This is a genomic window from Mycobacterium sp. 050134 (assembly GCF_036409085.1).
Taxonomy (GTDB): domain Bacteria; phylum Actinomycetota; class Actinomycetes; order Mycobacteriales; family Mycobacteriaceae; genus Mycobacterium.
The window spans coordinates 211,075-224,319 of the sequence record NZ_JAZGLV010000005.1 but is presented as its reverse complement, the minus strand read 5'-3'; the positions used below and the strand labels follow the sequence as shown (position 1 = coordinate 224,319).

The window sequence follows — 13,245 nt, the reverse complement described above, 5'->3', positions numbered from 1 at the left end:
CACGGGCCACGGGGAGTTGTGATGCCGAAGACGACGAAGGGCGGCAAGCCCAAGGAGGACGAGCTGCCCAGCACCCTGCAGCGTTCCGACGCCAAGGCGCAACGCACGTTCGCCAAGACCCATGATTCGGCCGCCGAGGAGTACGGCAACGAGGAGCGGGCCCATCGGGTGGCCTACTCCGCGCTCAAACACAGTTTCGAGAAGGTGGGCGACCACTGGGAGCCCAAGGAGCAGAAGGGTCCGTCGGACGAGCGCGCCAAGAGCGGCGGCCCGCAGGCGTCCGGGCGTTCGGCGGAGGGTGTCGACGCCAATGCGAGCAAGAAGCACCTGCTCGGCGTCGCCCGGCGCCTCGACGTGCGCGGCCGGTCCACCATGAGCAAGCCGGAACTCGTCGACGCGATCAAGAAGGAGAACCGGCGGGTCCGCGGTCGCTGACCTCGTTTAGCGCTCCGGTCGCCGGGCATCCGGTCGGCCGTGGTTGCATCAATGACCCCCGCCCAACTCCGGCGGTGCCTCGGCGCGGTCGACTTCCCGGCCAACAAGCGGGCCGACCAGGCCGCGGCGCGCCGTTCGCATACCAAGCCCGGGCTGGCCGAGAACGTGGAGAAGGACATCGGCCCGCCGACCGCGATCGCCGGCGAGCTGGGCGAGAACCGGGGCTCCTGAAGCCTCCTCAGCCGCAGCGTGATTAACACTGGTGGCCGCCCCTAGAGAATCGGGCGGCCCCCGGTCACCGCCACCCGTGCCGCCGAGATGTAGCTTGCGTCGTTGTCGCAAAGCCCATTGTGTTGTGCCTCTTTCTGAAGGGGGATATACCCGTATGAAGCCGTACAAGCGTTTTCGTTTCGGGTAGTGCAGCGTCGGCTACCCCGTCGCACGTGAATTAATCGGCCTGGTAAGGGGAGTGGTGCACATGTGAAAGATGTGCACCAATTGGTCTGCGGGGCAAAACGAAAGACGGTCATGCGCAGAGCAACGCACGCGCACTTCGCATTTCGCGATTGTCGCGTTTAACTTCCCTGACGAATGGATATGAGGGGGTCATGCGCTTTTCGCCCTCCGGGGGAAGCGAATGTTCGACACGAAAGGAATGAGCATGAAGTTCAATGCGACGACCGCAAAGACCGCCATTGCCGCAGGGGGAATCGCGGCCGCGAGCATCTTCGCCGCGGGGACCGCTTCCGCCGCGCCACCGACCATCCAGGGCTTCGGCACCAGCGAGCAGCTCATCGACGGGCCGCTGGTGACTAATTACACGGTCAGCAACCTGCAGCCCAGCAACGCGATGATCCCCGGCTACACGCCGAAGGGTCGCCTGTATCAGGCCGACGTCACGGCCCGGTCGGACGGCGGGCTCGTGACCCCGTTGGTCGCTGACTTCAACGCCCGCACGCCGGACGGCCAGCAATACCGGGTGATTGACAAGCACCCCGCCCCGAACGGTCTGAGCCCGGCGCCGCTCAATCAGGGTCAGCAGGCCAGCGGCACCATCTACTTCGACGTCACCGGTCAACCGCCGAACGGCGTCGTGTACAACGACGGTGTCCAGGACGTCCTGATCTGGACCAACAACGCTTAAGTCGCCCGAACGGTCCACCCCCACCTCCCCGCGTCCATGTGGCGCGGGGAGGTTCGTTTTGGGGGCCCGACCGGTTGCATTTTCTGCGGCCGGATCGGGTACCCGGCCCAAATGAGTTGCGAAGATCACAGGCCCGCGGAGGTGCGCGCGCAGGCGCAGAAGCATGCCGAGCAGGCGCGCGCCGCCATGGCGGCGCGGCGTAACGGTCAGGACGGCGGGCTCAGCGGCTGGGTGGCCGACCGGGCCGGCAAATGGGATCTGAGCGGCTTCGACGAGACGTCCCTGCAGCGGCAGAAATACCTGTGGAACTTCCTCGTCGACTATTGGTTCCGGATGGAGATCGACGGCTGGGAGAACATTCCGGCGCCGCCGGCACTGCTGGTGGGGATCCACTCCGGCGCCCCGTTCGTGTGGGACGCGTGGACCGTGGGGCTGCAGTGGTGGCGGCGCTTCGGGCAGGAGCGCCAACTGCACGGCACGGCCCATGACGCATTGATGGCGATCCCGGTCTTCGGGCACTACTTCCGGGCGATGGGCGTCCTCCCGGCCGCCCCGGATGCGATCGCCACCGCCCTGGCCGAGGGCCGCGACGTTGCGCTGTGGCCGGGCGGGGAGGTCGATTCGCTACGTCCGTGGACAGAACGTGACCGTGCAAACCTCGCCGGGCGAACGGGTTTCGTCAAGATGGCGATCCGGGCGGGCGTGTCCATCGTCCCGATCGCGACCGTGGGCGGGGCGGACGCCATGCCCGTCCTCATCCGCGGCGACCGGCTGTCCAAGATCCTGCAACTAGATCGCCTATTGCGGCTCAAAGTCTTTCCGATGGCGGTCTCGCTGCCATGGGGGATCGCTCCGGCCGCACTTCCTCAGCTGCCGTTGCCGGCCAAGATCAGGACCCGGTTCATGCCCGCCGTCGAGCTCGACCACGATCCCGCTCGCGCCGACGATGACGATTACGTCGAGCGCAAGTACCACGAGGTACAGGGCACCATCCAGACCGGTATGGACGCGCTGGCCCGCAAGCGTGCCTTCCCGCTCTTCGGGTGAGGCCGGTGCGGAGCGCCTCTGGGGCAACGAGATCAGGGCGAGAGGGCGTCCGTCGCCGGCGCCGGCGACGACGTCCACAACGGCGTCACCGCCGACTCGCCGACGATCCACTCCGGGTGCGGGGGCGTCGGGGCCATGTAGCCCACCCCGCGCACGGTGTCGATCATCGACTCATGCGCGGCCCCCAGCTTGGCGCGCAGCCGCCGCACGTGCACGTCCACCGTGCGCACCCGGCCGTTGCAGTCGTAGCCCCACACCTCGTGCATGAGCCGGGTCCGGGTGAACGCCCGGCCGGCATGCTGGACAAGGAAATTCAACAACTTGAACTCGGTGAGCGTCAGGGCCAGGTCCCGCTCGTCGAGCGCCCCGGAGAACCGAGCCGGGTGCAGGACGAGCTCGCCGAACTTCAGCGCGCCATCCAGCGCGCTGCGCCGGCGCGTGACGGCCATCCGCAGGCGGGCCTGCAGCTCGTCGGCGCCGGCGGCCGGCAGCATCACGTCATCGAAGTGCCAGTCGACGTCGACCGCCGTGAAGTCGGCGGGCGCCACGACCGCCACCACCGCGACGGCGGGGGAGCTGGCGGTCAGCCGGCGGCACAGGCTGCGCGCGGCGGTGAGGTCGGTGCGCGCGTCGATGATGGCGACATCGGCGGTGCCGTTGTGCCCGTCGACGTCGCAGCTCAGGGGAGCGCGCCGCGTGGTCTGAGCGAACGATTCGAGCGCGGGCAGGGCGGCTACGAAGTCGTCCTCGTCGGTAAGCAATAGAACGTCCAACGACAACTCCAAAGGCTCGGTTGGGGTCTCCTACGGCCCCCGCCCCGTGGGCACTGCGTGAAAGTGGCGCGTCCAGCGCCACGCTGGATACCCGTTTCAGAGTAAAACTATGCAAACGCTCCCGTCTCGCGAATGGGCCGCACACCCGGCCGGTGTTTGCCGGCGACCCCGAAAAGGATGCGCAAAGCCGATGGGTCCGGTCCGTTAGGACGGACCGGACCCATCGTCGTTACGAGCTACTGGTGAGACTTCTGGCGCTCTTCGGCCGCCTTGGCGCCGCCGCGGGCGGCCTCTGCCTCGGCTTCCTTCTTCGCCGCGTCGCGCTGTGCCTCGGCCTTGTCCTGCTGGGCCTGGCCCTCGCGGGTCAGGTCGTCACGACCCGCCACTGCGCCGATGACCTCCTTGGCCTTGCCCTTTGCATCCTCGACGATGCCCTTGACGGCTTCGGCCGGACCCGAGTTGTTGTCGTCCGCCATGGATAGCTCCTCCTCAGTGGCGTACCTGGTTGACCAATGCTCAACGCCGACCAAGCGGTCGGCCCGAGAGCGGCGAGAGTGGTCCTCTTTCTCAAGACCGTGGTCACCCACCGCGTTGGTCCCTATTCCCGTCGTCCCCGTCCGCTCAAACATCCGCAACGCGAAACAAACGCTTTGCCAGCGAAGTCGCCTCGACCCGCGCAGGCAACGGGGGATGGCCCGGGCGTGCCGACAGGCGCATAATGCACCCCGCCGCCACGGGATTGTGCTGCGATGGGGCAGGATGTGAAATGCCGTTCCGGATGAAGTCGTTCGGGATGGCACTCTCATGCGAGGAGTCTGATGACGGAGGAGCCGATCACCGCCCGCGGCGTGCCGACACCTGCACCCGAGAACGGCATCGCCGGCGGGCAGCCGGTGCGCCGACCCAAGTACTCGAGGGTCTTGCTCAAGCTCGGGGGCGAGATGTTCGGCGGCGGCCAGGTGGGGCTGGACCCCGACGTCGTTTCCCGGGTGGCGCGTCAGATCGCCGAGGTGGTGCGCGATGGTGTCCAGGTTGCCGTCGTGATCGGCGGCGGCAACTTCTTTCGGGGCGCGCAGCTCCAACAGCGAGGGATGGAGCGCACCCGCTCCGACTACATGGGCATGCTCGGCACCGTGATGAACAGCCTTGCGCTGCAAGACTTCCTGGAGAAGGAAGGCATCGTCACGCGCGTCCAGACCGCGATCACGATGGGGCAGGTGGCCGAGCCCTACCTGCCGTTGCGGGCGGTCCGCCACCTCGAAAAGGGCAGGGTGGTGATCTTCGGGGCCGGTATGGGGCTGCCGTACTTCTCCACCGACACCACCGCCGCGCAGCGGGCCCTCGAGATCGGCGCCGAGGTGGTTTTGATGGCCAAGGCGGTCGACGGGGTGTTCACCGAGGACCCGCGTCTGCATCCGGAGGCGGAGCTGATCGCGGCGATCAGCCATCGGGAGGTCATCGACCGAGGGTTGCGCGTGGCCGATGCGACCGCGTTCAGCCTCTGCATGGACAATGGCATGCCGATCCTGGTGTTCAACCTGCTGACCAATGGCAACATCGCCCGCGCGGTCGCCGGTGAGAAGATCGGGACGCTGGTCACAACCTGAGGGGAAGACGCGATGTTCCGCGCCGACGACGATGCGAAAGCGCAGTGATGTGGAGGAGAGGCGCAAATGATTGACGAGGCTCTCTTCGATGCCGAGGAAAAGATGGAGAAGGCCGTGGCCGTGGCCCGGGACGATCTGTCGACCATCCGGACCGGCCGTGCCAACCCTGGGATGTTCTCGCGGATCACCATCGACTACTACGGCACCCACACCCCCATCACCCAGCTGGCCAGCATCAACGTTCCCGAGGCGCGGCTCGTCGTCATCAAGCCGTACGAGGCCGGTCAGTTGGGCGCCATCGAGGCCGCAATCCGCAACTCCGACCTGGGGGTCAACCCCAGCAACGACGGGACGCTGATCCGGGTGGCTGTGCCGCAGTTGACCGAGGAGCGCCGCCGGGAGCTGGTCAAGCAGGCCAAGGGCAAGGGGGAGGACGCGAAAGTGTCGGTGCGCAACATCCGTCGCAAGACGATGGAGGAGCTGCACCGGATTCGCAAGGACGGCGAGGCCGGCGAGGACGAGGTCGGCCGCGCGGAGAAGGATCTCGACAAGACCACCCATCAGTACGTCACGCAGATCGATGAGTTGGTCAGGCACAAAGAGGGAGAGCTGCTGGAGGTCTAGCGACCGTCAGCAGCTTCAGTCCAATCAAGTCCGTGGCTACCACCGATCCCGGCGCAGGGAGCATGCCCGACGAGCCGGCGCGAGCGGCTGAGCCGGCGGCGCGGCAGCCGGCCAAGAAGACGTCGCGCGCCGGGCGTGACCTGCCCGCCGCCATCGCGGTCGGCCTCAGCATCGGCGCCGTCCTCATCGTCACCCTGTTGTTCGCACCCCGCTACTGGGTGGCGATCGTCGCGGTGGCCATCGTGGTGGCCACGCACGAAGTGGTGCGGCGGCTGCGCGAGGCGGGATACCTCATCCCGATCATCCCGCTCCTGATCGGGGGTCAGGTCACCATCTGGCTGACGTGGCCGTTCCACGCTGCGGGCGCGCTGGCCGGGTTCGGCGCCACGGTCGTGGTTTGCAACTTCTGGCGACTCTTCATGCAGGACAACAGCAAACGGCCGGAGCCGTTCGACGGATCCCCGTCGGCGAATTACCTGCGCGACGCGTCGGCCACGATCTTCCTGGCCGCCTGGGTACCGCTGTTCGCGTCGTTCGGCGCGTTGCTGGTCTACCCCAAGGACGGCGCCGGACGGGTGTTCTGCCTGATGATCACCGTGGTCGCGTCCGATGTCGGCGGGTACGCCGTCGGCGTGTTGTTCGGCAAGCACCCGATGGTTCCGGCGATCAGCCCCAAGAAGTCGTGGGAGGGGTTCGCTGGATCAATGATCTTCGGGACCACCGCGGCCGTCCTGACCGCCACCTTCCTTGCCCACAAGTCGTGGTGGGTGGGTTTACTGCTGGGTGTGGTGCTGGTGCTGACCTGCATTTTGGGCGACCTGGTGGAGTCTCAGGTTAAGCGCGATCTCGGAATCAAGGACATGGGACGGCTGCTGCCGGGCCACGGCGGCCTGATGGACCGGCTCGACGGAGTGCTCCCGTCGGCCGTCGCCGCCTGGACGGTGCTCACGCTGGTGCCCTGAAGCGCCGATACTGGACGTGTCATGGTCCAACAACTGGTATTCGCCGAACCCCGCCCGAGCCGCCCCCCACGGCACCTGGCCGACCTCGACGCGGCCGGCCGCGCGTCGGCGGTCGCGGAGCTGGGGCTCCCCGCCTTTCGGGCCAAGCAGCTCGCCCACCAGTACTTCGGTCGCCTGATCGCCGATCCGCGCCAGATGACCGACCTTCCGGCGGCGGTCCGCGAGCGCATCGCCGAAGCGATGTTCCCGACGCTGTTGACGGCGGCGACCGAGGTCACCTGCGACGCCGGCCAGACCCGCAAGACGCTGTGGCGGGCCGGCGACGGCGCCACCGTGGAGTCGGTGCTGATGCGCTACCCGGACCGCAACACCCTGTGCATCTCGTCACAGGCCGGCTGCGGCATGGCCTGCCCCTTCTGCGCAACCGGTCAGGGCGGACTGACCCGCAACCTGTCTACCGCCGAGATCCTCGAGCAGGTGCGTGCCGGCGCGGCGGCCCTGCGGGACGAGTTCGGTGACCGGCTGTCGAACATCGTCTTCATGGGCATGGGGGAGCCGCTGGCGAACTATGCCCGGGTGCTGGCGGCGGTGCGGCGCATCACCGAACCGCCGCCGGACGGCTTCGGTATCTCCGCGCGCTCGGTGACGGTGTCGACGGTGGGGCTGGTGCCGGCGATCCGCAAATTGGCCGACGAGCGGCTCGCCGTGACGCTGGCGCTGTCGCTGCACGCGCCCGACGACGAGCTGCGCGATACGCTCGTCCCCGTCAACAACCGGTGGAAGATCGCCGAGGCGCTCGACGCCGCGCGCTACTACGCCGACGTCACCGGGCGGCGGGTCTCGGTCGAGTACGCGCTGATCCGCGACGTCAATGACCAGGCCTGGCGGGCCGACCTGCTAGGAGACCGGCTGCATCGCGCGCTCGGGCCGCTCGTGCACGTGAATCTCATCCCGCTGAATCCGACGCCGGGCAGCGAGTGGGACGCCAGCCCCAAGCCGGTGGAGCGGGAGTTCGTCCGGCGGGTTCGGGCGCACGGGGTGTCGTGCACGGTGCGCGACACCCGCGGCCGCGAGATCAGCGCCGCCTGCGGACAGCTGGCCAGTCAAGGCGGTTAGCGGGCGGGCGGCGGTAGCCGAAAAGGTGTGAACCGCCCGAGCCGCGCCCACGTCCTAGAAGGCATACCGCCAGCAAACGAGGTGCGCCATGATCTTCCGACCGTTGTCTTCGTTCAAGTTCTTTGCACTGGCCGCGCTCGCCGCCGTGTTGATCGTCGGGGTGGCCAATGCGCCCGGCGCGAAAGCGTCGGATGACCGCCTGCAGTTCACGGGCACCACACTCGGCGGTGCGCCGTTCAACGGCGCCGGCCTGCAGGGCAAGCCGGTGGTGCTGTGGTTCTGGACGCCGTGGTGCCCGTTCTGCAACGCCGAGGCCCCGGGCGTCGGCCGGGTGGCGGCCGGCAATCCGCGCGTCACGTTCGTGGGGGTGGCCGCGCACTCGGACCTCGGCGCCATACAGGGCTTCGTCTCCAAGTACAACCTGAATTTCACCAACCTCAACGACGCCGACGGCGCCATCTGGGCCCGCTACAACGTGCCCTGGCAGCCGGCCTACGTGTTCTACCGGCCGGACGGCAGTTCGACGTTCGTCAACAACCCGACGTCCGCGATGTCCGAGCAGGAGCTGGCCGGCCGGGTCGCCGCGCTGACGTCCTGACGCCGTGGAGCAGGGACTGGTCGGCCTGGCCTTCGCCGCGGGGTCGGTGGCCGCGCTGAACCCATGCGGGTTTGCCATGCTGCCCGCCTACCTGCTCCTGGTGGTCCGCGGGCGGCGATCCGGCGAAGGGCACGGGCCGGCGCCGCTGGGCCGTGCCCTGGCGGCGACCGGCGGGATGGCGCTGGGTTTCATGACGGTGTTCGGGCTGTTCGGCGCGCTGACGATCTCCGCGGCCTCGACGGTACAGAGCTACCTGCCGTACGCGACCGTAGTGATCGGCGCGGTCTTGGGGGCGCTCGGGGCGTGGCTGCTGTCGGGCCGGGAGTTGACCGCCCTGACGCCCCGGCCGCTCGCCCCGCGCTGGGCGCCTACGGCGCGGCTCGGGTCGATGTACGGGTACGGGGTCAGCTACGCGATCGCCTCGCTGTCGTGCACCATCGGACCGTTTCTGGCGGTGACCGCGGCCGGTCTCCGGGCCGGGTCGCTCGTCACGGGCGCATCCGTCTACCTTGCCTATGTCGCCGGCCTGACCGTGGTGGTCGGCGTGCCCGCCGTCGCCGCCGCGACGGCGAGCACGGCGTTGGCCGGCCGTCTGCGGCGAGCGCTCCCATACGTCAGCCGGGTCGGCGGCGCGCTGATGATGCTGGTGGGGGCGTACGTCGCGTACTACGGCATCTACGAGTTGCGCCTGTTCGGTGGCGCGGCGAACCCCGACGATCGGGTGATCGAGGCGGCCGGCCGCGTGCAGGGCGCGCTGGTGGGCTGGGTGCACCAGCACGGCGTCGCGCCGTGGCTGGTGGCGCTGTCGCTGCTGGTGGCCGGCGGCGGTGGCTGGCGGCGGCGCGCTACGCGGCGGGCGGCAAAACGCGGACGGGTGACTACCTGATCCAGCCGCGGCGACGGCCCCACATGTCGCGGACCAGCACGAACAGGGCCACGACGGCGAAGCCGATCAGGTACCAGTCCTCGATGTGGCCGACGTGGTTGCCGCGCAGCATCGCCAGCAGGAAGACCACGATCGCAATGCCGGTGATGTGCCAGGTGCGGATGTTGATCTTGCTCCACCCCCAGGCCGCGGACGGCACCTCGGCGACGTCGACGCCGTCGACGCCGGTGTAGCGCTCCACCTCGGTACTTGCCACGGCGAATCCCTTTCCCCGTCGGATCGGCTTCTCAAACGGAGATTCTGGCATACCGAGCTACGGCGGGTCATGGCCCGCTCCGTAGCTTGCGTCGGCGCCGGGCGGCACAATGAGTGGGTGACCAACGCGACGGCTGAAGCCCAGGCCGGCGGCCGGCTGCGGGTGCTGGTGCTGGGCAGCACCGGGTCGATCGGCACCCAGGCGCTGGACGTCATCGCGGCCAATCCCGACCGGTTCGAGGTGGTCGGCCTGGCTGCCGGGGGCGCGAACGTCGACGCGTTGTCGCGGCAGCGCGCCGAGACCGGGGTGGCCAACATCGCGGTCGCCGACGAGGACGCCGCCGAACGGTTGGGGGGTGTCCGGTTCAGCGGGCCGGAGGCGGTTACCCGGCTGGTCGAGGAGACCGAGGCCGACGTCGTCCTGAACGCGCTGGTGGGGGCCCTGGGCCTGCGGCCGACCCTGGCGGCGCTGCACTCCGGGGCACGGCTGGCCCTGGCGAACAAAGAATCGCTGGTCGCCGGCGGTCCGCTGGTGCTGCGCGCCGCCCGGCCGGGCCAGATCGTCCCGGTCGACTCCGAACACTCCGCGCTGGCCCAGTGCCTGCGCGCCGGTGCCCCCGAGGAGGTCGCCAAGCTGGTCCTCACCGCCTCGGGCGGCCCGTTCCGCGGCTGGACCGCGGCCCAGCTGGAAAACGTTACGCCGGAGCAGGCCGGCGCCCACCCGACCTGGTCGATGGGCCCAATGAACACCCTGAACTCGGCGTCGCTGGTCAACAAGGGGCTCGAACTCATCGAAACCCACCTGCTCTTCGGCGTCCCATACGACCGCATCGACGTCGTCGTGCACCCCCAGTCGATCGTTCACTCGATGGTCACCTTCGCCGACGGCTCCACCATCGCCCAGGCCAGCCCGCCGGACATGAAGCTGCCCATCGCGCTGGCGTTGGGCTGGCCGCGCCGGGTGCCCGGCGCGGCCGCCTGCTGCGACTTCAGCACCGCGACCAGCTGGGAGTTCGAGCCGCTGGACGCCGCGGTTTTTCCCGCCGTCGAGCTGGCCCGCCACGCGGGCGAGGCCGGCGGTTGCCTGACCGCTGTCTACAACGCGGCCAACGAAGAGGCGGCGGCGGCTTTCCTTGCGGGCCGGATCAGCTTCCCCGCGATCGTCGAAACCATCGCCGACGTGCTGCACGCCGCCCACCAATGGGCCGTTTCACCCGCTAACGTGGATGAGGTATTGGACGCGCAACGCTGGGCACGGGAACGGGCGCAGCGCGCTATCGCAGCAGCGAGCCCACCGAAAGCCTCCGAGAAGGTTGCCGGAATGGTTCTAGAAAGGTCGTAACAGCCTCATGATGTTCGCCATCGGCATTGTGCTGTTCGCGCTCGCCATCCTGATCTCGGTGGCGCTGCATGAGTGCGGCCACATGTGGGTCGCGCGCGCGACCGGCATGAAGGTGCGTCGCTATTTCGTTGGCTTCGGGCCCACCCTGTGGTCGACCCGGCGCGGCGAGACCGAGTACGGGCTCAAGGCCGTCCCCCTGGGTGGCTTCTGCGACATCGCCGGGATGACGTCGGTCGAGGAGTTGGCGCCCGACGAGACCGACCGCGCGATGTACAAGCAGGCGGCCTGGAAGCGCGTCGCGGTGCTGTTCGCCGGTCCGGGGATGAACTTCGGCATCTGCCTGGTCCTGATCTATGCCATCGCCCTGATCTGGGGGCTGCCGAACCTGCACCCAGACACCAGGGCCGTCATCGGTGAAACCGCTTGTGTCGCACCAGAAGTAGCTCCGGGTAAAGTGGGCGGCTGCACGGGGCCCGGGCCGGCGGCCCTGGCTGGGATCCGCAGCGGCGACGTCGTGGTGAAGGTCGGTGACACCCCGGTGTCGTCCTTCGAAGACATGGCCGCCGCGGTGCGCAAGCTGCACGGCACCATCCCGGTCGTCGTCGAGCGCAACGGCGCGCCGGTCACCACCTACGTCGACGTCACGCCCACGCAGCGCTACGTCTCGAAGGGTCAGGGCGGCAAGCCCGAGGTCGCGACCGTCGGCGCTATCGGCGTCGGCGCCCAACGGGTCGCGCCCACGCACTACAACGTGCTCACCGCGGTGCCGGCGACCTTCGGCTTCGCCGGGCAACTCACCGGCGAGGTGGGCAAGGCGCTCGTGACGATCCCGACGAAGGTCGGCGCCCTGGTGCACGCCATCGGCGGCGGTCAGCGCGACCCGCAGACACCGATGAGCGTGGTCGGCGCCAGCATCATCGGCGGCGACACCGTCGACCACGGGCTGTGGGTGGCGTTCTGGTTCTTTCTCGCCCAGCTGAATCTGATCCTGGGCGCCATCAACCTGGTGCCCTTGTTGCCCTTCGACGGGGGCCACATCGCCATCGCGCTGTTCGAGAAGGTCCGCAACATGATCCGGTCGGCCCGCGGCATGGTCGCGGCCGCGCCGGTGAACTACCTCAAGCTCATGCCCGCGACGTATGTGGTGCTGGTGTTCGTGGTCGGCTACATGCTGCTGACCGTGACCGCGGACCTGGTCAACCCCATCAGGCTCTTCCAGTAATCGACCGAAGGAAACCACGACAGTGACTGTTGGCCTGGGCATGCCGGACGCCCCGGCGCCCACGCTCGCCCCCCGGCGCCGGACTCGTCAGTTGATGGTCCGCGACGTCGGGGTCGGCAGCGACCACCCGATCTCGGTGCAGTCGATGTGCACCACCAAGACCCATGACGTGAACTCGACGCTGCAGCAGATCGCGGAGCTGACCACGGCGGGCTGCGACATCGTCCGGGTGGCCTGCCCGCGGCAGGAGGACGCCGACGCGTTGGCCGCGATCGCCAAGAAGAGCCAGATCCCGGTGATCGCCGACATCCACTTCCAGCCGAAGTACATCTTTGCCGCCATCGACGCCGGGTGCGCCGCGGTGCGGGTGAACCCGGGCAACATCAAGGAGTTTGACGGCCGGGTCGGCGAGGTGGCCAAGGCCGCCGCCGCGGCCGGCATCCCGATCCGCATCGGGGTCAACGCCGGCTCCCTGGACAAGCGGTTCATGGAGAAGTACGGCAAGGCCACGCCCGAGGCGCTCGTCGAATCCGCGCTGTGGGAGGCGTCGCTCTTCGAGGAGCACGGGTTCGGCAACATCAAGATCAGCGTCAAGCACAACGACCCCGTCGTCATGGTCGCCGCCTACGAGCAGCTGGCCGCCCAGTGCGACTACCCGTTGCACCTGGGCGTCACCGAGGCCGGTCCTGCCTTCCAGGGCACCATCAAATCCGCGGTCGCGTTCGGCGCGTTGCTGTCCCGCGGCATCGGCGACACCATCCGGGTGTCGCTGTCCGCGCCGCCGGTCGAAGAGGTCAAGGTCGGCATCCAGATCCTCGAGTCGCTGAACCTGCGGCCGCGCGGACTGGAGATCGTGTCCTGCCCGTCGTGCGGGCGCGCGCAGGTCGACGTCTACACGCTGGCCAACGCGGTTTCCGCTGGGCTGGACGGCCTGGACGTGCCGCTGCGGGTGGCCGTCATGGGTTGCGTCGTGAACGGCCCGGGCGAGGCCCGCGAGGCCGACCTTGGCGTCGCGTCCGGAAATGGGAAGGGCCAGATCTTCGTTCGCGGCGAGGTCATCAAGACGGTGCCCGAGTCGCAAATCGTCGAGACCCTGATCGAGGAGGCCATGCGACTCGCGTCGGAAATGGGCGCCGATCAGGAAACAGAAACGAGCGGTTCGCCGATTGTAACCGTAAGCTGATAGGGGCCGGTGCACTTCGCCGGCTTTCAGCCCGCCACCACAGAGGGTTCG

General features: G+C 68.7%; 16 protein-coding genes. 13 read left to right on the top strand and 3 right to left on the bottom strand.

The features are described 5' to 3' along the window. Window positions 1-21 precede the first annotated feature (21 nt). The 4 genes from SKC42_RS08245 (at window position 22) to SKC42_RS08230 (ending at window position 2,626) form a co-directional block, all read left to right on the top strand. A complete protein-coding gene (locus tag SKC42_RS08245; protein ID WP_330963810.1) occupies window positions 22-435 on the top strand; it encodes a ChaB family protein in 414 nt (137 codons plus the stop codon). A 51-nt stretch (window positions 436-486) separates the two neighbouring features. Then, window positions 487-666: a hypothetical protein gene (locus tag SKC42_RS08240; protein ID WP_330963809.1), complete on the top strand. Its 180-nt coding sequence runs from the start codon at window positions 487-489 to the stop codon at window positions 664-666. A gap of 430 nt (window positions 667-1,096) precedes the next feature. Further along, a complete protein-coding gene (locus SKC42_RS08235; protein ID WP_330963808.1) occupies window positions 1,097-1,579 on the top strand; it encodes an MPT63 family protein in 483 nt (160 codons plus the stop codon). A gap of 111 nt (window positions 1,580-1,690) precedes the next feature. Further along, window positions 1,691-2,626 carry a lysophospholipid acyltransferase family protein gene (locus SKC42_RS08230; RefSeq protein WP_330963807.1) on the top strand — a complete coding sequence of 312 codons (936 nt, stop codon included), beginning with the start codon at window positions 1,691-1,693 and terminating at the stop codon, window positions 2,624-2,626. A 32-nt stretch (window positions 2,627-2,658) separates the two neighbouring features. On the opposite strand, the gene SKC42_RS08225 is transcribed toward SKC42_RS08230, so the two are convergent. Then, window positions 2,659-3,405, bottom strand: a complete 747-nt coding sequence (locus SKC42_RS08225; RefSeq protein WP_330963806.1) for a winged helix-turn-helix domain-containing protein — start codon at window positions 3,403-3,405, stop codon at window positions 2,659-2,661. A gap of 230 nt (window positions 3,406-3,635) precedes the next feature. Further along, a complete protein-coding gene (gene mbp1 / locus SKC42_RS08220) occupies window positions 3,636-3,875 on the bottom strand; it encodes a microaggregate-binding protein 1 (RefSeq protein ID WP_330963805.1) in 240 nt (79 codons plus the stop codon). A 342-nt stretch (window positions 3,876-4,217) separates the two neighbouring features. On the opposite strand from mbp1, the gene pyrH reads away from it, so the two are divergent. The 6 genes from pyrH to SKC42_RS08190 all read left to right on the top strand — a co-directional run bounded on the left by pyrH (window position 4,218) and on the right by SKC42_RS08190 (window position 9,192). After that, complete coding sequence (gene pyrH / locus SKC42_RS08215; protein ID WP_330963804.1) at window positions 4,218-5,006, top strand: UMP kinase; 789 nt, start codon at window positions 4,218-4,220, stop codon at window positions 5,004-5,006. 66 nt (window positions 5,007-5,072) lie between these two features. Beyond that, on the top strand, window positions 5,073-5,630 hold the full coding sequence (frr, locus tag SKC42_RS08210; RefSeq protein WP_330963803.1) for a ribosome recycling factor: 558 nt from the start codon (window positions 5,073-5,075) through the stop codon (window positions 5,628-5,630). 32 nt (window positions 5,631-5,662) lie between these two features. Next, a complete protein-coding gene (locus tag SKC42_RS08205) occupies window positions 5,663-6,592 on the top strand; it encodes a phosphatidate cytidylyltransferase (RefSeq protein ID WP_330963802.1) in 930 nt (309 codons plus the stop codon). Window positions 6,593-6,613: 21 nt separating this feature from the next. After that, window positions 6,614-7,708 (top strand): 23S rRNA (adenine(2503)-C(2))-methyltransferase RlmN, encoded by a 1,095-nt coding sequence (gene rlmN / locus SKC42_RS08200; RefSeq protein ID WP_330963801.1) that lies wholly within the window; start codon window positions 6,614-6,616, stop codon window positions 7,706-7,708. A gap of 88 nt (window positions 7,709-7,796) precedes the next feature. Continuing rightward, window positions 7,797-8,306: a protein disulfide oxidoreductase gene (locus SKC42_RS08195; RefSeq protein ID WP_330963800.1), complete on the top strand. Its 510-nt coding sequence runs from the start codon at window positions 7,797-7,799 to the stop codon at window positions 8,304-8,306. A 4-nt stretch (window positions 8,307-8,310) separates the two neighbouring features. After that, a complete protein-coding gene (locus SKC42_RS08190; protein WP_330963799.1) occupies window positions 8,311-9,192 on the top strand; it encodes a cytochrome c biogenesis CcdA family protein in 882 nt (293 codons plus the stop codon). Here SKC42_RS08190 and SKC42_RS08185 read toward each other — a convergent pair. Continuing rightward, complete coding sequence (locus tag SKC42_RS08185) at window positions 9,185-9,448, bottom strand: DUF2631 domain-containing protein (protein ID WP_330963798.1); 264 nt, start codon at window positions 9,446-9,448, stop codon at window positions 9,185-9,187. The two genes, SKC42_RS08190 and SKC42_RS08185, sit on opposite strands and share 8 nt — an antisense overlap. A gap of 117 nt (window positions 9,449-9,565) precedes the next feature. Between SKC42_RS08185 and dxr the strand changes: the two genes are divergently transcribed. From dxr to ispG, 3 genes are read left to right on the top strand one after another with little or no spacing between them, the layout of a single operon-like run. Continuing rightward, complete coding sequence (gene dxr, locus SKC42_RS08180) at window positions 9,566-10,789, top strand: 1-deoxy-D-xylulose-5-phosphate reductoisomerase (RefSeq protein WP_330963797.1); 1,224 nt, start codon at window positions 9,566-9,568, stop codon at window positions 10,787-10,789. 7 nt (window positions 10,790-10,796) lie between these two features. After that, window positions 10,797-12,011 (top strand): M50 family metallopeptidase, encoded by a 1,215-nt coding sequence (locus SKC42_RS08175; protein ID WP_330963796.1) that lies wholly within the window; start codon window positions 10,797-10,799, stop codon window positions 12,009-12,011. A 22-nt stretch (window positions 12,012-12,033) separates the two neighbouring features. Further along, window positions 12,034-13,194 carry a flavodoxin-dependent (E)-4-hydroxy-3-methylbut-2-enyl-diphosphate synthase gene (ispG, locus tag SKC42_RS08170; protein ID WP_330963795.1) on the top strand — a complete coding sequence of 387 codons (1,161 nt, stop codon included), beginning with the start codon at window positions 12,034-12,036 and terminating at the stop codon, window positions 13,192-13,194. Window positions 13,195-13,245 lie beyond the last annotated feature (51 nt).